This is a genomic window from Oceanobacillus sp. FSL K6-2867 (assembly GCF_037963145.1).
Lineage (GTDB): Bacteria > Bacillota > Bacilli > Bacillales > Amphibacillaceae > Oceanobacillus.
In genome coordinates this window covers 2,656,177-2,679,326 of record NZ_CP150144.1, presented here as the reverse complement: position 1 = coordinate 2,679,326, position 23,150 = coordinate 2,656,177, and the positions used below count along the sequence as shown (strand labels likewise).

At 38.2% G+C, this 23,150-nt stretch carries 23 protein-coding genes and 1 riboswitch; of the genes, 10 read left to right on the top strand and 13 right to left on the bottom strand.

Annotated elements, in window-relative coordinates:
• Positions 1-56: 56 nt before the first annotated feature.
• Positions 57-560 carry a YwgA family protein gene (locus tag NSQ77_RS13115; RefSeq protein WP_339226477.1) on the bottom strand — a complete coding sequence of 168 codons (504 nt, stop codon included), beginning with the start codon at positions 558-560 and terminating at the stop codon, positions 57-59.
• Positions 550-1,869, bottom strand: coding sequence for an HD domain-containing protein (locus NSQ77_RS13110; protein WP_339226476.1), 1,320 nt, complete (start codon positions 1,867-1,869; stop codon positions 550-552). The genes NSQ77_RS13115 and NSQ77_RS13110 overlap by 11 nt, the downstream gene beginning before the upstream one ends.
• A 97-nt stretch (positions 1,870-1,966) precedes the next feature.
• On the opposite strand from NSQ77_RS13110, the gene NSQ77_RS13105 reads away from it, so the two are divergent.
• On the top strand, positions 1,967-2,848 hold the full coding sequence (locus NSQ77_RS13105; protein ID WP_339226475.1) for a lipoate--protein ligase family protein: 882 nt from the start codon (positions 1,967-1,969) through the stop codon (positions 2,846-2,848).
• A 30-nt stretch (positions 2,849-2,878) separates the two neighbouring features.
• Here NSQ77_RS13105 and pta read toward each other — a convergent pair whose 3' ends face one another.
• Complete coding sequence (pta, locus tag NSQ77_RS13100; protein WP_339226474.1) at positions 2,879-3,853, bottom strand: phosphate acetyltransferase; 975 nt, start codon at positions 3,851-3,853, stop codon at positions 2,879-2,881.
• Between the two features lie 228 nt (positions 3,854-4,081).
• Between pta and hemQ the strand changes: the two genes are divergently transcribed.
• The 4 genes from hemQ to NSQ77_RS13080 all read left to right on the top strand — a co-directional run bounded on the left by hemQ (position 4,082) and on the right by NSQ77_RS13080 (position 6,552).
• Positions 4,082-4,831 (top strand): hydrogen peroxide-dependent heme synthase, encoded by a 750-nt coding sequence (gene hemQ / locus NSQ77_RS13095; protein ID WP_339226473.1) that lies wholly within the window; start codon positions 4,082-4,084, stop codon positions 4,829-4,831.
• Positions 4,832-5,071: 240 nt separating this feature from the next.
• Positions 5,072-5,497 carry a cell wall hydrolase gene (locus NSQ77_RS13090; protein WP_339226472.1) on the top strand — a complete coding sequence of 142 codons (426 nt, stop codon included), beginning with the start codon at positions 5,072-5,074 and terminating at the stop codon, positions 5,495-5,497.
• A gap of 137 nt (positions 5,498-5,634) precedes the next feature.
• Positions 5,635-6,120, top strand: coding sequence for a spore coat protein GerQ (gerQ, locus tag NSQ77_RS13085; RefSeq protein ID WP_339226471.1), 486 nt, complete (start codon positions 5,635-5,637; stop codon positions 6,118-6,120).
• Between the two features lie 180 nt (positions 6,121-6,300).
• Positions 6,301-6,552 carry a hypothetical protein gene (locus tag NSQ77_RS13080; protein ID WP_339226469.1) on the top strand — a complete coding sequence of 84 codons (252 nt, stop codon included), beginning with the start codon at positions 6,301-6,303 and terminating at the stop codon, positions 6,550-6,552.
• On the opposite strand, the gene NSQ77_RS13075 is transcribed toward NSQ77_RS13080, so the two are convergent.
• The 5 genes from NSQ77_RS13075 to NSQ77_RS13055 form a co-directional block, all read right to left on the bottom strand.
• Positions 6,547-6,918, bottom strand: a complete 372-nt coding sequence (locus NSQ77_RS13075) for a DUF423 domain-containing protein (protein WP_339226468.1) — start codon at positions 6,916-6,918, stop codon at positions 6,547-6,549. The two genes, NSQ77_RS13080 and NSQ77_RS13075, sit on opposite strands and share 6 nt — an antisense overlap.
• 28 nt (positions 6,919-6,946) lie before the next feature.
• On the bottom strand, positions 6,947-7,249 hold the full coding sequence (locus NSQ77_RS13070) for a YwdI family protein (RefSeq protein ID WP_339226467.1): 303 nt from the start codon (positions 7,247-7,249) through the stop codon (positions 6,947-6,949).
• A gap of 116 nt (positions 7,250-7,365) precedes the next feature.
• Entirely contained in the window at positions 7,366-7,536 is a 171-nt protein-coding gene (locus NSQ77_RS13065) for a hypothetical protein (protein WP_339226466.1), read from the bottom strand.
• A gap of 210 nt (positions 7,537-7,746) precedes the next feature.
• Positions 7,747-8,049, bottom strand: a complete 303-nt coding sequence (locus tag NSQ77_RS13060) for a hypothetical protein (RefSeq protein ID WP_339226465.1) — start codon at positions 8,047-8,049, stop codon at positions 7,747-7,749.
• Between the two features lie 82 nt (positions 8,050-8,131).
• Entirely contained in the window at positions 8,132-9,793 is a 1,662-nt protein-coding gene (locus NSQ77_RS13055) for an AarF/UbiB family protein (protein ID WP_339226464.1), read from the bottom strand.
• 300 nt (positions 9,794-10,093) lie between these two features.
• Here NSQ77_RS13055 and NSQ77_RS13050 point away from each other — a divergent pair, with 300 nt between their 5' ends.
• The gene (locus NSQ77_RS13050) at positions 10,094-11,437 is read left to right on the top strand and encodes a YjiH family protein (RefSeq protein ID WP_339226463.1); all 1,344 of its coding nucleotides are present in this window, start codon (positions 10,094-10,096) and stop codon (positions 11,435-11,437) included.
• Between the two features lie 111 nt (positions 11,438-11,548).
• On the opposite strand, the gene NSQ77_RS13045 is transcribed toward NSQ77_RS13050, so the two are convergent.
• Together NSQ77_RS13045 and NSQ77_RS13040 are read right to left on the bottom strand one after the other, a co-directional pair.
• Positions 11,549-12,571 carry an acyltransferase family protein gene (locus tag NSQ77_RS13045; protein WP_339226461.1) on the bottom strand — a complete coding sequence of 341 codons (1,023 nt, stop codon included), beginning with the start codon at positions 12,569-12,571 and terminating at the stop codon, positions 11,549-11,551.
• 321 nt (positions 12,572-12,892) lie between these two features.
• Positions 12,893-13,333 (bottom strand): OsmC family protein, encoded by a 441-nt coding sequence (locus tag NSQ77_RS13040; RefSeq protein ID WP_339226459.1) that lies wholly within the window; start codon positions 13,331-13,333, stop codon positions 12,893-12,895.
• Positions 13,334-13,496: 163 nt separating this feature from the next.
• Between NSQ77_RS13040 and NSQ77_RS13035 the strand changes: the two genes are divergently transcribed.
• A complete protein-coding gene (locus NSQ77_RS13035; RefSeq protein WP_339226457.1) occupies positions 13,497-14,480 on the top strand; it encodes a DUF4003 family protein in 984 nt (327 codons plus the stop codon).
• A gap of 52 nt (positions 14,481-14,532) precedes the next feature.
• Here the strand turns inward: NSQ77_RS13035 and NSQ77_RS13030 are convergent, their stop codons facing one another.
• Together NSQ77_RS13030 and NSQ77_RS13025 are read right to left on the bottom strand one after the other, a co-directional pair.
• Positions 14,533-15,330, bottom strand: a complete 798-nt coding sequence (locus tag NSQ77_RS13030) for a TerC family protein (protein WP_339226456.1) — start codon at positions 15,328-15,330, stop codon at positions 14,533-14,535.
• A 414-nt stretch (positions 15,331-15,744) separates the two neighbouring features.
• Positions 15,745-17,484, bottom strand: a complete 1,740-nt coding sequence (locus NSQ77_RS13025; protein ID WP_339226455.1) for a phospho-sugar mutase — start codon at positions 17,482-17,484, stop codon at positions 15,745-15,747.
• Between the two features lie 251 nt (positions 17,485-17,735).
• On the opposite strand from NSQ77_RS13025, the gene NSQ77_RS13020 reads away from it, so the two are divergent.
• Entirely contained in the window at positions 17,736-17,918 is a 183-nt protein-coding gene (locus tag NSQ77_RS13020; protein WP_339226454.1) for an SE1832 family protein, read from the top strand.
• Positions 17,919-18,058: 140 nt separating this feature from the next.
• Positions 18,059-18,157, top strand: a riboswitch (SAM riboswitch).
• Between the two features lie 113 nt (positions 18,158-18,270).
• A complete protein-coding gene (locus tag NSQ77_RS13015) occupies positions 18,271-19,320 on the top strand; it encodes a homocysteine S-methyltransferase family protein (protein WP_339226453.1) in 1,050 nt (349 codons plus the stop codon).
• Positions 19,321-19,530: 210 nt separating this feature from the next.
• Here the strand turns inward: NSQ77_RS13015 and NSQ77_RS13010 are convergent, their stop codons facing one another.
• Positions 19,531-21,381 carry a sodium:proton antiporter gene (locus NSQ77_RS13010; RefSeq protein ID WP_339226452.1) on the bottom strand — a complete coding sequence of 617 codons (1,851 nt, stop codon included), beginning with the start codon at positions 21,379-21,381 and terminating at the stop codon, positions 19,531-19,533.
• Positions 21,382-21,722: 341 nt separating this feature from the next.
• Between NSQ77_RS13010 and brnQ the strand changes: the two genes are divergently transcribed.
• Positions 21,723-23,006 (top strand): branched-chain amino acid transport system II carrier protein, encoded by a 1,284-nt coding sequence (brnQ, locus tag NSQ77_RS13005; protein WP_339226451.1) that lies wholly within the window; start codon positions 21,723-21,725, stop codon positions 23,004-23,006.
• Positions 23,007-23,150: the final 144 nt, after the last annotated feature.

Sequence of the window (23,150 nt, the reverse complement as noted above, 5' to 3'; positions counted from 1 at the left end):
TCCTCCTTCATCATTACTAGTTGCTATTGTAGCATAAGGCAAACCTTCCTGATGAGTTATTTGCCTTCCTGCTTTATTTTCCCCATAAAACGGATGGCTTCCTCAATTTCCTCATTACTGTATTTTTGCTTCGGTTTAACCATGTGGATTTTCTCTATATTCTCCTGAAGCGGTAAATCATCGAAGTAAAACATGGTGGAGACGAGCTCTAGAAAACGCGAGCTTTTTTCCTTCAGCATCGATACCTTTGCCGTCATATCCGGCATTTCCATTGAAAATTGATTCAGAAACTCTATTCCAGCAGGTGTTATATTATAATTATATTGATAATAATTGCTTTTATCCTCTTTTTCTTCCTTTAAAAAACCTAGATTACAAAGCTCCTCCACACGCAGCGTTAATTCCTCTGAGTATGGACCATAGAAATGGAATTGGTATTTCTCTTCAAAGGGAATATCGCATTTCTGCAAAATATAAATCATTTTTTGCAATTTTTTCCGCCCTGTTACGCCATTTGCCTCTAAAAAGAAACGGATTAATTTGGCATGATTATTCAACATCAAATTTCGCTCCTTGCCCGTAAAGAATTTCCATAATGCGCGCACGCAGCGCCTGATCCTTCAATTCATTCAACCGATCCTTTGGAAAATATAATTTATGGTCTGTCCGTTTTTTACCTGAAATGGATTCAACAATATCCGAATGCCTCGAGAGTTCCTTTAGGCTTCCATCTGGCATCAATAAATGGATTGGCAGCCGTTCTTCTTCCTCACCAGGTCGATAGAAATCGTACGGTAAATCAGAAGAAGAATCAACAACAAGGTAATATTCCGGATCAATATCTGCTTCTTGAAACAGCTGATACAGTTCCATCCACTCATTCATTTGCAGATTGGGATTAAATTCAACATATTTAAATAAGCGACGATTCATGAATCGCTCACATAAATCCCTTAGAATTTCGTCATCTTCTTCCTGCCAAAGCTGAAAATAATAATGAACAATCATCTCGTCCAGCTTTAAATAATCTGATAAGTCCACCTTTCCTTTAAAAAAGGAAACAAAATGCGTCGGCTGTAATTTAAAGGTAAAATCGTTATTTTCATATAAATACTTCGCTCGGTGAAGTATTTTAGTCAAGATAACTTCTGCACTTCTCGTAACCGGATGGAAATATACTTGCCAATACATTTGATAACGGCTCATAATATAATCCTCAACCGCATGCATTCCGGTTGATTTAATTACCACTTGATCATCAATTGGGCGCATCACTCGTAAAATACGTTCCATATCAAAGTGCCCATAACTTACCCCGGTGAAATAAGCATCACGCTGCAAATAATCCATGCGATCCGCATCAATTTGACTGGAAATTAAGCTGACCACCAATTTATCTTTATAGGTTTTCGCAATAACATCAGCAACCTTTTGTGCAAAGCCTTCACTAACACGCTCTAAAATTTCATTTATTTTTGTATCTCCCAAAATGATTTGCTGAGTAAAATATTCATGATCCAATTTAAAGACCTTTTCAAAGGAATGGGAAAACGGTCCATGACCAAGATCGTGCAGCAGAGCCGCACAGAGGCATAAGAGTCGCTCGCCTTTATTCCAATGAGGCCTGTCCTGAAAATTATTAATGATTCGCCGGACAATTTCGTAAACACCAAGTGAATGATTAAATCTACTATGTTCTGCCCCGTGAAATGTCAAATTGGTTGTCCCAAGCTGTTTAATTCGACGCAACCGTTGGAATTCCGGAGCAGCAATTAAATCCCATATAACACGATCCCGTACATGAACGTACCGGTGAACAGGATCTTTAAATACTTTTTCCTCCGACAATTGTTCGTCTTTATATGCCATTTATTCCCCATCCGTTCTTTTTCTGCATTTAAATGTGTTCCTTATTTAGTTTATTATATAATAAGTATGGAAAGCTTAAAAGGGTAAGGAGATTATTATGAAAAATTGGAAAGAAATTGTCGGTCAATCGACATTGCGATATATTGATCATTCACAGGAAACTGCATTTCAGCAAAATGAATATACAGCTCTCACATCCTTCGCTGTTGATGATGCTCTAGCTGTATCGGTAAGCAATCGGACTTCCCCATCCGCTATTCGACTTTGGGTTCACGAAAAGACAATTGTGCTTGGCATTCCAGATGCAAGGCTCCCTTTCCTTGATGAGGGCGTTCAGTTTTTAGCAGGAAAAGGCTATCATGTTGTCGTTCGAAATTCTGGTGGACTTGCAGTTGCGCTGGATGGCGGTGTATTGAATATATCTCTTGTCATTCCTGGTGTTGCAGAGCTTTCGATTCACGACTGCTACGAAGCAATGGTCCATTTGATTAAATATATGTTGCGCGATTTAACAACCGAAATTGAAGCATATGAAATTGTCGGATCTTATTGTCCTGGTGACTTTGATTTAAGCATTAACGGAAAAAAATTCGCAGGCATTTCACAGCGACGTGTAAAGGATGGTGCTGCAGTTCAGATTTATCTTGATGTAGAAGGAAACAGTAAGGAAAGAGCTTCTCTTATTCGAGATTTCTATGCGATTGCTAAAAAGGAAACAGAGACTAAATTTGTTTATCCGACAGTGAAACCAAGTGTGATGGGATCGCTGTCTGATTTACTTGGGGTCCATTTAACCGTGGAAGATATGAAAGATAGAGTGTACACTGCATTACAGGATATATGTGAAGAAATCGTGACGAGACCTTTTTCCAATACAGAACTCGATACATTTGAAAAAAGATATATCCAAATGATTAAACGGAATGAAGCAGTTGCCCACATGCAACAATTAGAAAAAAACAACCCTGCAGAGAAATGAATCTCGCAGAGTTGTTTTTTTCTATACTACTTATTCAGTCGCTTGTGCTGCTGTAATAATCGCTAACTTATAAACGTCATCTGCACTGCAGCCGCGAGAAAGATCATTTACAGGTCGGTTTAACCCTTGAAGCACCGGACCTACAGCTTCAAATCCGCCAAGGCGCTGCGCAATTTTATATCCAATGTTTCCTGCTTCCAAACTTGGGAAAACAAATACATTTGCATCCCCTTTTATAACAGAATCTGGAGCTTTTTTCGCTGCAACATTTGGAACAAAGGCTGCATCAAATTGAAATTCCCCATCAATAACAAGGGATGTATCTTTTTCTTTTGCAATATTAAGCGCCTCGACAACTCTTTCTGTTTCCGGTGACTTGGCAGAGCCTCTAGTCGAGAAGCTGAGCATTGCTACACGCGGATCAACATCAAATAATCGTGCTGTCTGTGCACTTTCTACAGCAATTTCCGCTAAATCCTGGCTGTCTGGATTAATATTAATCGCACAATCTGCAAAAACATATTTTTCATCGCCGCGTACCATAATGAATACGCCAGATGTTTTCTTAATGCCTTCTTTTGTTTTAATAATTTGCAGTGCTGGACGTACTGTGTCAGCAGTCGAATGTGCCGCACCGCTAACAAGCCCATCTGCTTTATTCATATAAACGAGCATCGTTCCGAAATAGTTTTCATCAAGAAGGATTTTACGTGCATCCTCTTCTGTAGCCTTTCCTTTACGGCGCTCTACAAAAGCTTCGACCATTGCATCAAATTCCGCATATCCCTGAGGGTCAATAATCGTACAAGAGGCAATGTCAATGCTGTTATATGCTGCTTTTTTTTCAATGCTTTCCTGACTTCCAATCAAAATCGGCGCTACAACTCCTGCAGCACTTAATTGGCTTGCCGCAGTCAGTATTCGTTCATCAAGACCTTCTGGAAAAACAATTTTTTTGTTTGTGTTCGATACCTTTGCTGTAAGCTGATCAAATAATGATCCCATAAAAAAACCTCCATCACAATAATGTGTGTGTCTTTTAACAATGATAGCTAATTTTATTATACTTTAAAAGGAAATCGCCTTCTTTTTCTGCAATCTATGACAAAGAATTGACAATATGAAAAAACGATCGTCTTCATTAGCCCTTTCATATGATTAGAATACCCTTAATGTGCTATAGTAAAAGCATGTACAGATTTTTTCTTTATCAACTGTAAGGAGTGATTGAACATGGCAGAAGCAGTAGTAACCATGGATGGATGGTCTGTTGTTCATGATACGCGCACATTTGACTGGGCTTCATGGAAACTGACATCAGAAGAAGAAAGAAACGCAGCAATCAAGGAATTCAAGGAAATAATGAAGAAATGGGATGCTGTTGAAGAAGAAAAGCAAGGCAGCCAATCTCTTTATAAAGTTGTCGGAAACAAAGCCGACTTCATGTTTATCTTCCTTCGCCCTACAATGGATGAATTAGAAGAAATTAAACGCGAAATCAACAAATCGAAGCTTGGAGATTATCTCATTCCTGATTATTCTTATGTTTCAATTGTTGAGATGACGATGCATAATCCAATGAACGAAGGAAAAGATCGTAAATTATCTCCACAGGTTGAAGCACGCTTACACCCAATTCTTCCAAAATGGGAACATGCATGTTTCTACCCGATGGCACGTCGCCGCTGGGAAGAGGCAAACTGGTTTGCCATCGAAAAAGAGGAACGTACGCGATTGCTTTATGATCATGGTATGACTGGCCGCAAATATGCAGGTAAAGTAAAAGAAATCATTACTGGTTCCATTGGTTTGGATAACTGGGAATGGGGAGTTACATTATTTGCGCATGATGCCCTGCAATTCAAAAAAATTGTTTATGAAATGCGATTTGATGAAGTAACGACGAAATACGCTGAGTTTGGCGAGTTCATTATCGGCAATTATTTACCGGCAGAAGATCTGGACAGCTATTTTGCACTGTAATTAAACCAAAATTATTTTAAAAAACTCAGGCATGCAAACGAGCATGCTTGAGTTTTTTATTTCATCATGCAGAACGCAAGCATTACTACTTCCTGGAAGCCTTCCTGAAAAGTAAATTTCTCCACCTTGCCTTCCTAAAATGAACGCCTATTTTTTATTGTCATGTTCCATTATCAATTTGCATAGATATATGTAGTGAGTTTAGCATCGAGATCAGACTTAGAAATGAGGTATCGGCCAATGGCCCTTGTTGCCCACACAGAAAATGATATTTCGCTGCTGGCCAGATTAATGCGTGCAGAAGCTGAAGGAGATGGTGAGCTGGGCATGCTGATGGTTGGAAACACCGGTATTAATCGAGTCATTTCCAATTGTCTTGATTTTACCCAGTTACGAAATATTAATGACATGGTATATCAAAGCCCTGGTGGCTTTGAGGCTACACAAAAAGGTTATTTTTACCAGCGGGCAAGGGAAAAGGATAGACGGTTAGCACGCCGTGTTATCCAAGGTGAACAGCAGCATCCAGCAACAAATGCATTATGGTTTTTTATGCCAGCTGGAGAGTGTCCAGCACAATGGTACAATCAATGGAATGTCGGCAGGTTTAAATCACATTGTTTTTATGCGCCAACACAGGAAGATTGCCCACGAGTCTACAGATAATTAACATAAGCAGCAAGATGCGAATCCGTTCATTTATGAAATCTGTAGTTAGCTAAGAATCAATTACATCCATCACTTTTTCCTTTCTTAACGAGAGGGTGAAACAAAAAAGTATTTCATTAACAGGAGGTTTTTCTATGAGCGAAAAGGAGAATAGCAGTCAGCCACAGTTTGCAAACCAATATCAACCATATCCGTACTATTATTATCCATCTACTTCTCCAGCATATTATCCAGTTTACAATACAAGACAATTCCAGCCCACAATGCAGCCGCCAAGCCAGCAACAACAGCAACAGCAACCACAAGCAAACATATCCGATTTACCTGGCATGCTGCCATTGCAGCAATCTTACATTGAAAATATATTGCGATTGAACAGAGGAAAGCTTGCAAACTTTTACATGACATTTGAAAATAACTCAGAGTGGAATGCAAAAATATTTACTGGAATTATCGAGGCGGCGGGGAGAGACCATATTATTGTAAGTGATCCGCAAACAGGAGAGCGATACCTTTTACTTATGATTTATTTAGATTATGTAACTTTTGAAGAGGAAATTAATTACGATTATCCATATGGTGGTGCTGGACAGCAGCTAGCCAATTTTTCACCACGCTAAACGAATATAATGCTTTTTCGAAAACCGCAAAATGATTGTTGAAAATAACGGTATCATGAATGTTCATTTTACTATTATAATTAAGTTTTTCAGTTCCTTAGCAAGCAGAAAAAGGATGACTCCACCTCCATCGGGTCATCCTTTATTCCATTTGCTTTATGAAATGAGGCGATGATTCTAATGAAACATCCATATCGAAAATTCATTCAAATTGAATTAATTTCATTGTTTCTTGCTTTATTATTTGGACTTGCAGCACTCGTCCTCGGTTATTTTTTAATCCTGTTTCTAGCTTTCTATTTTATCGTCCTGAGCATTATTTGTGATGCAATGGTTCTGCTGCAAACAAGGCATACAGCTGAAGCCGGAAAACAAGTACTGCGCGGAATTATATTATTTCTTTTCACAACCTATCTGCTATTCCATTTATAAATTTCGCATCACTGCTATTCCAATTAATACCCAGCCAATTAAAAACGCAACCCCACCAAGCGGTGTTATCATGGCGAATGTCTTAATCGACGTTGTGGAATAAATGTACAGGCTTCCTGAAAATAAAATAATCCCAATTAAAAATAGCCAACCTGCAGCTGTAAGGGAGCTGGCATTTGGGAATTTTGCTAAAAGCAGCCCTGTAACAAACAATGCCATCGTATGGAACATTTGATAGTCAACTGCTTTCTCCCATGTCGCAATCGCCTTTTCCGAAAGCTTCCCTTCTAATCCATGCGCGCCAAAGGCACCTAGTGCAACTGCTAAAAACCCATTAATAGCGCCGAGTAATAAAAGTAATTTCATTTCAAACCCCTCCTTTATCTATTAAAAACTAAAAGTCGAAAATTGAATCTCCATTTGCGTCATCATCATTAAGCTTCGTACCCAGTGGTTTCTTTACCTTCAAGGAATCGTTAGCTATCTTTTGTTCACCAAACATGACCTTCATTTCTGCCTCGGAGAAATCAATCTTCTCCTGCTCCACGACAGGTTGATTCCCTTCTAAAAACAAATCACAAAGTAAACGCACATTTGCGATATGGCGCATCATCTGATCCTGTGCATGCTCATTATCTTTTGCGAGATATAATTCATTCTGCATCTTTTTTATAATTGTTTCATTCGCCACTGCCATTGCTATCGCTCCTTAATAAAGTTGTCTTATACAACGCTCTCATTTTAGCATGATTATTCATTCTTTTATAGTTAAACAACAAAAAAAGCCTCGGTAATCCCAAGACCTTTTGTTAGCTATGAGTTCAATGTAATTAAAGCTTCCTCTGCCGTATGTTCTAATTCAGTTTCCAGTTGTTCCTCGGTATAGCGCTCATACATCCATTGCAAAAATTTCAATTCTTCGTCCTGCAATTTTCTGCCAAGCTTCTTCGTCATAACATTACTTATCGTAAAAAAGCTTTCCATACCGCACACACTCCCTTTATACATACTGTACCGCTGAAGTTTACACGTTCATTATAACGGATTTGATGACAGGAATCAATACAAAATTTAGGATTAGACAGAATTTACTGATTAATAAATCATTCTCATGTCGATTCATCGTATAGAGGAGATTTTTAACACCCCCAATAGAAAACAAAATGAACCGGCAATCAGCCGGTTCATTATAGATTAATTCAGTTGTTCCAATTTATCTTCTAACTCTGTAATGCGTGCTCTCAATTCGTTAATATCTTCTTTAGTTGCAATCCCATACTCATCAGCCATATTTTTTGTTTTCTCAAATTGCTTGGCATTCCATTCATCTTTCTTCATTTCACCTTTTTCGATGAAATTCTTCATTACGGTTTTAGCTTGTTCCTGAGTTAGTTCATTTTTGTCTACAAGCTCTTTTAATTTTTGGTCTAATTTTTCTTTACCGCTAATTGCAGCCCCAAGGCCTAATAAAAATCCTTTTTTTAAGTAATCACTCATTTTCAACATCTCCTTAATTTTTAGCCTATTACTGTGGATACACTAATTTCCGGGATAGCCCACCACATTCAACCAATCACTTTTACGAATCGGTTAGTTGTGTCTTCGTCTTTCGAATCAACCTCATATGGCTTACGAAAATTATGTTCAGGAAAATGATAAAGATACCTAACACGATAAGACCGATAATAACCATCGGTTTCATACTTCCAACAAATCCCCAAATGGATATGCCAATCGCTATTACTACCATCATAAAGGAAAGAACCTCTAATAGTAAATAAAATTGATGCTTTAATTTCACATGATGTTTTACTTTATCCCATTTTCTATCCTGTTCCCCACTTTCAAGGAAACTAAGCAATGCGCGAGGATACGATAAAATGGGTTCAGTCAAATTTTTTGCATATTGCTTGGAAACAGATTCCAATAAGCTTTTCCGGCCGAACCAGGTTTTAATTTTAGGAACAGCCCATTTTTTAATATCCATTTCAGGATAAATAGCAAATAATATTCCAATGACAATCGAAACAGCTCTTAATAAATAGGCATAATTTGCAGGCAATTGAATCGGCTGGTCTTTCATAATGATACTAATATCTTCGCTCAGCTGGTTCATTACTTTTGAATCAATATTTTTCATTGATCCGTCTGAATACATATCAACGGTTTCTTTAATAACCCGCTTCAGCTTCTTTTTGTCTGCATTAGGTAAAATAAAGTTCATTTTGTCTAAAGACGAAAGAACAATATCATAGTTATCAATGATGAATCCTTGTACGAGCAGTTTAAATTGCTTCGTATCGTCTACTTTAATTTCACCAACCATCCCAAAGTCAAGAATTGCAATTGTACCGTCTTTCTGAATGCGAATGTTCCCTGCATGCGGGTCGGCATGAAATTTCCCTGGATTAAGAAACTGGTCAATATAATGATCAAATAATGTTTTTGTTGTTTTCTCCCGATCAATGCGATGTTTTTTCATAAATTCGACATCTGTTATTTTGGCGCCTTCTATCCATTCCATAACAAGCACCTTTTCGGTAGACAAATCATGTTCGTATCTGGGAATTCGTATGGCAGGATCATTTTTATATCGATTATAAAAGTATTCCCCAAATTCCAGTTCTTGCTCATAATCAAGCTCACGATTCATCACAAGAACTAATTCTTTATATAGCGCATTTAAATCTGCCTTTTTTCCAAATGTTGTAAACACCTTTAAAATCCAAAAGACCATTCGCAAAGCCACAAAATCCTTGTGAAAAATTTCTTCGATGCGCTTTCGACGTACTTTAATTGCCACCACTGATCCATCTGTCAGTATAGCACGATACACATCCCCAATCGACGCGGATGCAACTGCCTTTCTTTCAAACGCCATCAGATGCGTTGTCAGCTCTGTCCCCCATTCCTTCTTTATTGTAGCTATCGCATCTTCATATGGCATTGGTGGTACACGATCAACTAAATCATCTAATTCCTTAATAAAAATGTCTGGCATAAAATCAGTTCTCGTACTGAGAAATTGACCAAGCTTGATAAGAATACCACCCAGCTTTTCGGCCTTATCCCGGTACTCTCTCGCCATATCACAGAGCATATTATCCCATCGTGCAACAGTCTTCTTATCCCATATTTTATTACGGAAATAAAAGAAATATATCTTAATAATAAACTTTACTGCCATCCATACGATTACGGTACACCGATAAATTAAATTATATTTGAATATCTTTGCCACCAATAACACCTCATCATTCTTTTACCCCGAACAGCATCATCTTATTACTTTTAACGATATCGAATTATGAATCGTTTGTACAGAATGAGCAGGTGGGTTAAAAATCATTATGTATGAGAATATTGACATGGACTGCTGCCTATTCGAAGCTATTGTGTACCTTAATTAATAAGAATAGTAATCAAGCGGATGGATACGATTTCCCTAAAACCTGGATTGAATATTTTTTCGTTAAGATGTATAATCATACAGTTAGATTCATCCATAATAAAATAGGGTATGTGGTTGTTGGAGGTTATTATGAAAAATTATCGATTAATCGATCACTTAAAATTTATCATCCCTTCGCTGATTGGAGTTTTTATTTTTATCATTCCAATTAAGACAGCGGATGGGATTACCATACCAATTGCGATTTTGGCAAATTGGGTGCAAACATTCTTAGAAAATCAGCTTTCTGCCATTATGATGGCTATTATCGTTATAACGGCAGTGATGACGCTGATCGCTAAGCTGGCTGGGAAAGAAGCATTTGAAAAAACACCATTTTTTCAGCAATTATTTTATACGAGTACCTTTTGGACAATAACAAGAGTGCTTGCAGCAGTTTTTGCGATTATGGTCTTTTTCCAGCTCGGTCCAGAAGCAATTCATGGAGAAGATACGGGACAGACTCTCTTGGACAGCTTGCTTCATGTATTATTTGCTGTTTTCCTATTTGCTGGACTGTTTCTTCCTTTATTAACGAACTTCGGTTTATTAGAACTTTTCGGAACGTTAATGACTAACATTATGCGCCCGTTGTTTAAACTTCCTGGGCGCTCTTCCGTAGACGCACTTGCTTCCTGGGTTGGCGACGGAACAATCGGTGTTTTGCTTACGAGTAAACAATATGAAGCTGGACTTTATACAAAACGAGAGGCAGCAGTAGTTGGTACAACATTCTCAATCGTGTCCATCACGTTTTCCTTAGTCGTTTTAACAGAAGTAGACCTTGAACATATGTTTATTCCATTTTATATAACAATTGTAATAGCTGGTGGAATAGCAGCTTTAATCATGCCGCGTATCCCTCCGTTATCAAGAAAGTCGGATACGTATATAAATGATTCAGCTGAACCAATAGAAGAAGCAATCCCTGCCGGTGAAAATATTCTGACATACAGCTATAAAAATGCATTAAATCGGGCCAAAAAGGAAACGAGCTTCACAAACTTTATTAAAGAAGGCGTACAGAACATTTTTGATATGTGGATGGGGGTTGCCCCAGTTGTAATGGCATTTGGCCTGGTTGCTCTTATAATCGCTGAATATACACCATTCTTTCAATGGATTGGTGCACCATTTATTCCGCTGTTAGAGCTCATGCAAGTCCCATTTGCACAGGAAGCATCACAAACCATCTTGATTGGCTTTGCCGACATGTTCCTGCCGGCAATTATTGGTTCGTCAATTGAAGCAGAAATTACTCGCTTCATCATTGCTGCATTATCGGTAACACAATTGATTTACATGTCTGAGGTCGGCGGTTTAATTCTAGGAACAAAAATTCCGGTATCCTTTATGGATCTCGTTATTATTTTCTTATTGCGTACGATTATTACATTACCAGTTATAACGCTTATTGCACATTTTATCTTTTAGAAACAGCGAAGAAGCAGGCGATCATTCTCGATCGCCTGCTTCTTTTTATGTTATGAAAAGGGGGTTATTAATTCATACGTTTTAGTTAGCGTTTAGTTTCACTATTTTTGTTCAGCTTTCTGTTTGGGTCGAGCTTCTATTTCGTTCACCTTTTAGCACCTGTTTCAGCAAGGAAGCTTTTCCTTCAATAAATGGCTGCCATACTCCTAGAATTGGTTTGCTTGAAAGCACAATAACAATTAAAGCTGCAATTGCTGCAAGTCCGAGAACATCGATAATTCCATTTACCTCAAAGTAATTGTTTTGACGGAAATACTGCACGATAAATCCGTGAAGCAGATAGACATACAATGTACGCGTACCTAACTTTGTAATCCATCCAAAATTTTTATGTGGTATCCAAGCAAGAATACTGACTACCATTATCGACGCTACAACATAAAACAGGAACCTGGCAACCCCTCCGTACTGCTCCAATCCTAAATCACCGTAAGAGCTGGATGAAAGCAGCCATCCTGTATTAATATCCGGCAAGTAGTAAATTGCTACTGCTAAGAGTGTCATAACGACAACAGACGAGATTCTTACCAATCGATGTTTCACCCACATAATTTGCTTTTCCGTTAGCCAATAACCGATAAGAAAGAATGGAAAGAAAGCAAATGTGCGGGAAAGACTAAATGTATGCCCGATTTCACCGAAATAACCAACAACAAGCCCCACGAATACTGCTAAAGAGATACTTAATAGAGCCGGAAGTTTTTTGTACCAGCTCAGTAAAATATGCCAGCTGAATAAACTAAACAAGAACCATAGTGACCATTGTGGATAAAAAATCCCTGCTTGCCAGCCTTCCTTTCCAATATAGAAATAATAAATAGTGTATAGAATTTGAAAGATCAGATATGGAATTAATAAGCGTTTTGCCAGCTTAAAAATATACTCCTTATTCCCTGAACCCTTTGCAAAGAATCCGGACAATAGAATAAAAGCAGGCATATGGAATGTGTAAATCCACATATACAGTGTGTTCATACCATTTGAATTACTAATAAACGGCTGAATAATATGCCCAAAGACAACTAAGAAAATCAATAACACCTTCGCATTGTCAAAAAATGGATTACGTTTCATCACTTCTCATCCTTCTTAATTATGTCGGTTTACATTGTAATAACCACTCTACCCCTTTTTTATGAAAAAATCATAAAATATGAAGTAATTTCATCAATTTGTTAATAGTTTGTAAGCATTGTGAAAAATTGAAGCAGCTTTGTAATCCTCGTGGTGAATGCTGGAAAGAGAACCAATAAATAATTTTCCAATTCCGCGCCTCCTCATTTTATTCCAAATATCAAGTTTTTTATCCACAAGCATCTGCTTTTGCGTAATCACAGATTAAGCCATAAAAAGAACGCACCAGTTAAAATTGGTGCGATCTTTTTGTCCATTGAATTAGCTTAGATTCGCTTCTAGCTCAATCTGCACATTGCCTTTTAGGGCCCGCGAAATCATACAGCTCTTCTCCGCTTTCTCCACAAGCTTGCTTAATTTCCGATGCTGTTCATTTGCAGCGCCAGCTTTTAACGAAACGGTTGGACGATGAATAATTTTTTTATAAGTGAATACACCGTTTGTTACATCCACAATTCCTTCTGATTCCAGTGACATATAATCAAGCGGCAAATCTGCGCGCTCTATCATCGCTGCTAATGTAATGATATAGCATGTTGCCGCAGCACCTAATAGCATTTCATCTGGATTGGTCCCAATATTAGGCCCATCCATTTCTTTCGGTATCGAAATTTTGGTTTGCAAATTTCCTGATTCAATATATCCGTCACTATTCCGTCCGCCAGGCCAGCTTGCTTGTAAATGAAAATGATGCTCTGCCATTTCAATCACCTCTCCTGCTTCCATTTTAACCTATGCTTTCTATGAAGCAAAAATAAAAACAGTAATCCTTATACCAACACGGCTTATATAAATGGAATGAAACCTTTTACGTATACTAATCGTAATAGGAGACAGACCCCTTAAAAGAAAGGCCGGATAACCAATGTTCAGTGAAAAAATGAATCAATACACAACTATATATAAAGAACTGCATGACGGCATGAAATGGAAGGTATCCGATAAACGGATATTAATGGCTATTGCCTCTCTCTATGTTATGAACAAAAAGAAATTTCATTTTGATGCATTTCTGCAGCTTGCTGATCGCATAAAGGCCAGGGCTGGCTTCTTTTCGCCGCTGAAGTCCACTTCTCGATTTACTACTGCTGCAGCACTTGATATAAAATTTGATCATCCAGAAAATCAAATTAATACCCTTTTCATGTTATATGATAAATTAAGAAAAGCTAAATTCAGTAGTGGCGTGTACACCTATTTAGCTGCATCTACCTTGCTGACGCATGCGAATCACATGGAAAAAGAGGAGCAGACAATTGCCCGGGCAAAAAAAATCTATGATAGCATGAAACAAGACCATATCTTCCTTACAAGCGCAAGTGATTATCCGCTTGCTGTATTGCTTGCGTATGAGGACCGTGATGACATTAATGAACAGATGGAAAAATACTATGATTCATTAAGTCAAAATGGTTTTCGAAAAGGAAATGACCTGCAGTTTCTAAGTCATATCCTTTCATTGGATACGAGTACGACTATTGATCGTCCCGTTCGTCGTGCTGCATCCATAATGGATAGCTTTAGAGAAACAGGTATTAGACCAAAACCTATGTATTATCCTATTATCGGCATGATTAGCCTGTTGCCGGAAGAGCAATTTCAGATAGACGAAATTTCAAGGATGTTTAATGAATTAAATAATGAAAAAAGCTTTCGTTGGCAAAAGGATATGAATTTGATTACAGCAGTTTCATTCTATGTAAATGAAAAAATCACTAATAAAAGCCTTGCAGCCACAACCATCCAAACGACATTGGAATCTATTCTGCAGGCCCAGCAAGCCGTTATGATTGCAACGATTGTCTCCACCACTGCAGCCACCAATGCAGCAAATAATGGCAGTAATTAATGCGAGAGAAAAGCACTCGATTCCTAAAAAGGAAGTCGAGTGCTTTTATTCATCAAGCTTCTTGTTTTTGGTTATCTTTCTTACCAGAAGCAATCCAGCCAACAACTGCTACTAGTATTAATACACCATAGAAAGTGATTTTCCAAAATGTAGAGTGTGGGAATTCATATGGAATCCACGCAATATCTGGATGCGCCAATACCAGCACAGCAAGCTTTACACCTACCCAGCCGACAATAACAAAGGCTGCTGTTTCTAGGCCTGGTCGTTTATGGAGCAAGCCAACAAAAATATTTGCTGCAAAACGCATGATAATTAGCCCAATCATCCCGCCGGCAAATATAACAGCAAATTGCCCAGTATCCAGACTTCCAATCGTTCCTAAACCTGTCGCCGGAAGGGCTACCGCTAAGGCAACTGCTGCAAGGATCGAATCCACCGCAAATGCTAAATCAGCAAACTCGACTTTAAGAACAGTAAGCCAAAATTCCTTTTGAGAAGCCTCACCATCTGCATTAAGCTGAACACTTTTTTGCTCTTTTTCATGATCGTCTTCGGATTTCGGTTTATATTTACTGTATAAGTTCTTAATCGCAATGATTAACAGATATGCTGCACCTAATGCTTGAACCTGCCAAAAGTCCACCAGAAATGAAATTACAAATAATGATCCAAAGCGTAAAACAAACGCTCCTGCTAACCCGTAAAACAAGGCTCTTTTTCGTTGTTTTTCCGGCAGATGCCTTACCATGATAGCCAATACTAATGCATTATCAGCAGCTAAAAGCCCCTCCAACCCAATCAAAACAACTAAAACCCATAAGTATTCCAAAATTAATTCTGTTCCCATGTGCACTCTCCTTAAAATGTAATTTCATCAACAGGGAAAAGCACACAAAAAGAGACCTTTACCTGCTGATGGTAAAGGTCTCGCTAACAACGTTCATTGCCAATTAAGCCGGAGACAATATCTCGTAATGACGACTTAAATTGTACAGCTACTCCCCTTTAGGAAATATTAAGTTACTCATATTAAACCCTATTTATCGCAAAATGTCAAATTTCCTTTGGGTGATTGTACAATGGATGTTGGAAGCACTCCTTAGCTTCGTACCAAGCGAGTTTGTGACCTTTACAGCATGGACCAGCGTGATGAACATCATCAAAAATATAATTCCCTATTAAGCAAAAGATAATCAGCTTTTATACGTATCATCTCTATGAAAGGTCGCATGCCGCAAATGAACAAATCCCAGACAGTTTTTTAGTTTTTTTCTAAAATACCCGAAATAATTCGGTCCATTGTTTCTTTTAATGAGGCTAGCCTTGCTTCACTATCCGCTTTACTTTTCCCGCTTACACCATAATAGCACTTGATCTTAGGCTCTGTACCAGATGGGCGCAAGCATACCCATGCATGCTGCTCTAAAATAAACTTCATCATATTTTCCTGTGGCAAATCAATTGTTTCTTTTCTAGCTTCCTTCATTAAAGTTCGCTCGCTTGATAAATAATTTTCCACTTGTTCAACTTTTATTCCTGCAATTTCTTGTAATGGATTGGAACGGATTTCATCCATAATTTTAGCGATTTGCTCCGAACCTTCCTTCCCTTTTAACGTTAAGGAAGACATCCCCTCTAAGAAATAACCATGCTTCTCAAATAAAACATCCAGTGCGTCAAATAGCGTTTTTCCTTGTTCCTTCCAGTAATAGGCCATTTCTGTTGCCATCATAGCAGCTTGAACTGCGTCTTTATCTCGCGCAAAACTGCTAATTAAATAGCCATAGCTCTCCTCAAATCCAAATATAAAAGTCTCGCCAGTTGCGTCAAATTGATTAATTTTCTCGCCAATATATTTGAATCCTGTTAATGTATCAAGTGTTTTTACATCATATGATTCTGCAATTGCTCTTCCAAGCTCTGTAGAAACAACCGTCTTAATCATACGTGGATTTTGGTAAACCTGTGGATTGGTATGCGACAAAATATAATCGAGCAATAATGCTCCAAGCTGGTTTCCTGTTAACACTTGGTATTCACCAGCTTTATTTTTAACTGCTACTCCTAAGCGATCAGCATCCGGGTCCGTTCCGAGCAAAATATCAGCATCCGTTTGTTTACCAAGCTTTATTGCCATCGTAAATGCTTGATGCTCTTCCGGATTTGGTGATGCTACCGTAGAAAACATCGGATCAGGTTCAGCTTGCTCTTTTACAACCGCTACATTCGGAAAATTAAGCTGTTCAAGTCCTTTCGTTACTAAGTTATAAGCCGTTCCATGCAAAGGTGTAAAGACAATCTGAAGATCCTTTTCCTGCTGATGCACAGTCTCGTCCATTTTTGTCATATGGTACAAACGCTCAAGGTACGCATTATCGATTTCATAACTAAGCCAATTAAGCAGGCCTTTTTCTTCTAATTCTTCTTTTTCCATAAACGGCACTGTCAGCTCATCTTCCGTCTTTTGGATCGACTCTATGATTAGACTTGCCTCTTCTGGAACAATTTGAGCACCTGTTTCATTGTACACTTTAAATCCATTGTATTCCGGCGGATTATGACTTGCAGTAATCATGATTCCTGCAACAGTTCGCAGATAGCGGACAGCAAAGGAAAGAAGCGGTGTTGGACGCAATGATTCAAAGATATGTGTTTTTATTCCATAGGAACCTAGCACTTTTGCCGATTCAACAGCAAATTCCTTTGACATATTTCTGGAATCATAGGCAATAACAACACCTCTGTCACGTACGTTAACCTGATTTGCTAATAAATAGTTTGCAAGCCCGTTAACAGCTTTCCTTACTGTGTAAATGTTCATCCGATTAACACCAGCGCCAAGAACACCTCGCATCCCACCAGTGCCGAATGTTAATTCTTTATAAAATGCATCTTCCAGCGCATGCTTATTATCTTTAATCTTATGTAATTCTGTTTTTAAATCTTTGTCGAGATCTTCAAATGAATCCCATTTTTGATAGACTGCTTCCCAATTGTTCACAACATTACCCCCTGCCATTATATATGTCAAAATTTTAGCATACTTTTATGCTTTATACTATAACTCTTTATCATAATATCTGGAAGTCATTCATAAAGATTGCCTGCAAAATACCCCTCCAAAAATTACGGGATGAGTACAGATCTTCTTTTTTAAGCAGTACCATTCTACATCTTAATTGTACCTTGTTCCTTTATGAAAGGAATGCTTTTGCTATAATAGATATAACTAATCAATTGGGGGTATAATCAATGACAAAGCAGCAACTGCTAGCAAAGCTGGATGAATTGAAATCCGATTATGTTCGTATTCAAAGTGATATGGACAAGCTGGAATACGTTAAGGGCAGAGTCTCCTCTGCAGAAGAGCAGTTAATTCGGTTGGAGGGTGAGATTGCGGAAGTGAATCGCCAGCTGGAAGAAATAGATGAATAATCAAGGACTAAAGCATAATCGCCTGGTTTATGCTGGAATAAAGCTTAACTTTTTATAAAAATATTTACTGTTTTAAAATTTGTCTTGACTTTTTTAAAAATTTGACTTATTGTATGTGATAATAAAAATAATACCGAATATTCTTATCAAGAGAGGTAGAGGGACTGGCCCTGTGAAACCTCAGCAACAGACTTTTAGTACTGTGCTAATTCCAGAAGCGTGAAGCTTGAAGATAAGAAGAGTACTTAGCACACAGCCAAACCCTCTTCTTATTTTAGGAAGGGGGTTTTTATTTTCACTATTTAACTTGCCCAGGCATAACAACCAATAAAAATCAGAAGGAGGAAAAATGATGAAGCGAAGTTTAGAGGAACGTTTAAAAGAAGGAACTGTAATTGCAGGAGAAGGTTATTTATTTGAATTGGAACGAAGGGGATATTTGCAGGCAGGATCCTTTGTTCCTGAGGTGGCTCTGGATAATCCTGAGGCATTGAAACAGGCATATAGGGATTATATGAATGCTGGTTCTGACGTTGTATTAGCTTTTACATACAATGCCCACCGGGAAAAAATGCGGATTATCGGTAAAGAAGATTTATTAGAGCCTTTAAACAGAAATGCCATTCGTTTAGCAAAAGAGGTTGCAAAAGAGCATCCAAAAGAAGAAGCGCTGGTAGCTGGAAATATATCGAATACTAATATTTTCAATCCAGATTTACCTGAATCAAAGGATAAAGTTAGAAGTATATTTGAAGAGATGGTGAAATGGTGTAAAGAAGAAGGTGTCGACTTCATAAATGGTGAAACATTTTATTATCATGAAGAGGCGTTAATAGCACTAGAGGAAATCACCAAACAAGGTCTGCCAGCAGTTATTACATTAGGATTAATGGGTGAGAATATATTAAGAGATGGTTTCACCGTGGAAGAATCCTGTAAAATACTTTCTGAAAAAGGCGCATTAGTGGTTGGAATGAATTGTTTCCGAGGTCCCGAAACGATGCAGCCATACCTTGCTGACATTCGAAAAAATGTAGATGGATATGTAGCAGGATTACCAATTCCATATCGTACTACAGAAGAAAATCCAACATTCTTTAACTTGCCCGATGGAGGATGCAGTTGTCACTTACCTACAGAAACAACTTTTCCTACTGCCCTGGATCCGCTGTACCACAACCGTTACGAGCTAGCTGAGTGGGCGAAAGAGGCAAAAGATATAGGCATTAATTATATTGGACTTTGCTGTGGTGCCTCACCAGCGATGCTGCGGGCAGTGGCAGAAGCTGTAGGCATTGAAACAGTTAATTCGAAATACTCTCCTGATATGGAGAAGCACTTCTTGTTTGGGAAAGACAAAACACTTCAAGAGCACAATTTAAATTATCGACTGAAAGCCTGATAGATTAATAATATGTGGAAGCCTAATTTCTCAATTAACACGAAGGAATTAGGCTTTTTTCATCGTTTCCTGTGCCATAAATTGATTCAGATACGTTATCCCTAAAGCTATAATTGAGCTTTCTTTCATTCCATACTATACTCCTGAAAATAGAAATAGCGGGCAAGGTCATTCATCAATGGTCTTGCCCGCTAATCTTAGTATGTTTTCCTACTCGTTTAATGAACGATTGCTTTCCAATTTTGCTTGAATTTTTGCCTGCTCCTTTGTAGGTGGAGTCAAACTAATGATTTTATCGCCTATCGCAGGAACAGTACGCATCTCCTCAGAGAAAAACTTCAATTGTCCAGAAGGCTTGATTAAATATAAGAAAATGGTTGATGAGTCTTTCTCTGCTTTATATGCTTCAAAGTTGAATTGCTCTGTCAATGTTGTTTGACGGAACACATAACCAATCTCAATTTTTTCAATCAATGTTTCCAGCGGAAATTTTTTATCGAATAGAATTCTTCCACCTACCTTGGAAACGACTCCTTTTGCATAGCCGTTATCAAGCTGGTTGAATGGACTTGCTTTAAACACGTTTGTTCTGCCATACTCTGGCAGGAATGTCGTACAGATTAAGGAATTAAATGCTCGGTCATCTGTCATCGCAAGCAAGTATTCATACGGAATAGTATCTAAATGATGTTCCGTTTGTTCGGAAAGTATATCCCCGTAATAAAAAGATACACCCGACTTTCTAGCTAAACTTAAATGTTCCCATGATGAATCAATAATCATAACTGGAACATTAACCTTCGCTAAGGACTTGGATAATTCAACAGTAAACGGATTACTGCCAACAAGCAGCACACCTGGTTTGCCTGTCATGGATAAATCTAATTTCTTTGCTAGCCAGCCGATAGAAAAGCCATGGGCCAAAACGGTGAAGATTACAAGTGCAAATGTTAATGTTGTTAAGATAGAAGCATCCTCATATCCCGCCTCGGCGAAAACAGTCGCAAAGTAGCCTGATACTGTTAATGCAACAATCCCTCGCGGAGCAATCCAACCAACAAGTGCACGTTCATTAAAGGATAATCCTGTACCAATCGTTGCTATAAAAATGGATAATGGACGAACAGCAAACATCATTAATAGAACATAACCAATAATATTCGGACTGAATATATGCAGAATGGTGTCCATTTCCAAGGAAGCTGTAAGCATAATAAAAATCGTTGATATGAGCAGCACAGAGATATTTTCTTTAAAATGGCGCATATCAGAGATTGAACTAATCCCCATATTAGCTAGTGTTATTCCCATTGCTGTTACAGATAAAAGCCCTGTTTCATGCATGACTTCATCTGCTGCTGTAAAACAAAAGATAACAACGACAACCACTGCCGGAGATTTTAGGAATTCAGGAATATGTCCTGTTTCAAACATCCATCCCAAACCACGCCCCAGCGCCCAACCAAGAATAATCGCAAATAAGGAAGCTGCGAAAAACATAAAAAGCTGCGTACCATCAGGGTCAATTGCCGTAATAAATGTGATGATTTCAAAAGCAAAGACTGCCAGTAACGCACCAATTGGATCAACGATAATTCCTTCCCATTTCAGAACTTTAGCAGGTCTTGCTTTTAATTTTGACTGTCTGAGCAACGGCATAATGACAGTTGGTCCGGTTACTATAAACAAACCACCAATAACAAAAGCTACCGCCCAAGAAAGACCTGCAACATAATGAGCAGTTAAAGATCCGAGTATCCATGCAATAAATGCCCCAACCGTCGATATTCGGAAAATCGATTTCCCTACACCACGCAGCTCGCTAAAGCTCAGGTTTAGGCTCCCTTCAAAAAGAATAATTGCAACCGCCGCCGAAATAATCGGACTGTACATCGGTCCAAAGCTCTCCTCAGGGTTTATAAATCCAAAAATTGGACCAACTAATAATCCGGTAATGGCCATTACGACAATCGCAGGTAATCGATAACGCCACGCTACCCATTGTGATCCAATTCCAAGTAAACCAATGATCATGATTTCAAATAACAATGAAGGAACCATCTCAACCCCCCTAAGCAATTTTTATAAACGTTATTTTATAGATGTATCCATGAAATGTAAATGATTTGAGCGTTTTTAGTAAATGATGAAATATAAAGGTAATTATAAAATATTATATAGGTATGCTGGTTGTTCATTATAAATTTAATATTGGTTCTGTAAGCCAGTCCGCTGCAGCAATTCACAACGGGCATTGACAAGTACTAACAGTCTTGTTACGATGATTCTCGTTGTAAAATTTACGGAATCATTTATTTAAATTGTCTGATAATAGGCTAAATTTTCAAAATACAACAAAAGTAGAAGTTTAATTTACTTATATATCTCGGAGGCTTTATGTTATGAATAAAGATACATTTACGATTGGTTTTATGCTCTTTGCTTTATTCTTTGGAGCGGGCAATTTAATATACCCGCCAACATTAGGGATTGACGCAGGAACTGCTTATTGGGCTGCAATAAGCGGCTTTATTATTACTGGGGTTGGATTGCCAATTCTTGCTGTGACTGCTATTTCTTTTGTTAAAAATGATGCAAGGGAATTATCGGACCATGTTCACCCATTGTTCGGATTGATCTTTACTTCTATCATTTATCTGGCAATTGCCCCGTTTTTTGGGATACCACGGGCAGCTACGGTTGCATACGAAATGAGTATTGAACCATTTACAAAAGGAAGCTCACCAATTGCATTATTTATTTTTACAGTTATTTTCTTTATACTTGTTTTTTTATTTAGTATCAACCCATCGAAAATGGTAGATCAAATCGGTCAGTATCTTACTCCAATTTTATTAATCGCTATTATTGGATTAAGTGTTGGCAGTTTCCTCACCTTAGATACTGCCTCGCTCACACCGACTGAAAAATATCGAAACGGCCCCTTTTTTACTGGCTTTATGGAAGGGTATTTGACGATGGATGCGATTGCCGCCCTCGCATTTGGGATTATCGTTGTAAATGCGTTTAAAGAGCGGGGCATCACAACTCGAATTGGCTTGATAAAATCTACTTTGAAAGCCGGCGCAATTGCTGGAATCAGCTTAATCATTGTTTATAGCTCACTTGGCTGGATTGGAAGCAAGATGGCTGTTAATGGAGAATTTGCAAATGGCGGAGAAATTTTGTCTCGAGCGGCGAGTATTATTTTTGGTAATTTCGGAACATTATTACTTGGAGCTATCGTAATATTAGCATGCTTCACCACATCCATTGGTCTTGTTGTAGCTTCTGGTGAATTTTTCTCCAAAACGACAAAGCTCCCATATAAATGGGTCATTTTAACGGGAACGATTATCAGCTTTTTAATTGCGAACCAAGGATTAAATACAATTATTAATTACTCTGTTCCAGTGCTTGTGTTTATTTATCCGATAACGATTGTCCTTATCCTTCTTACATTTATGAATAGGTTATTCGGTGGCGCAAAACCCGTTTATCGTGGTGCAGTTCTACTCACAGCTGTCTTTAGCTTATATGATGGTCTAACTGCATTCGGATTTAAGCTGCAAGCAGTGACTAAATTCATGGAAAACCTTCCATTTTTCTCATTAGGATTAGGCTGGGTTGCCCCTGCACTTGTCGGGGGCCTGATTGGACTATTCGTATCCAAATGGAGAAGCTGACCTGTTGAGGTCAGCTTTTTAAATGGTGTTGTCAAAGGAAATGTTCATCGAATCTCTTAATGCATTTTAGGATAAGTTAGATCCAAAAGAAATGCATTTTTACAAGACAGGGGAATACCCTCTATGCTCCTCTGTTTTACCAGT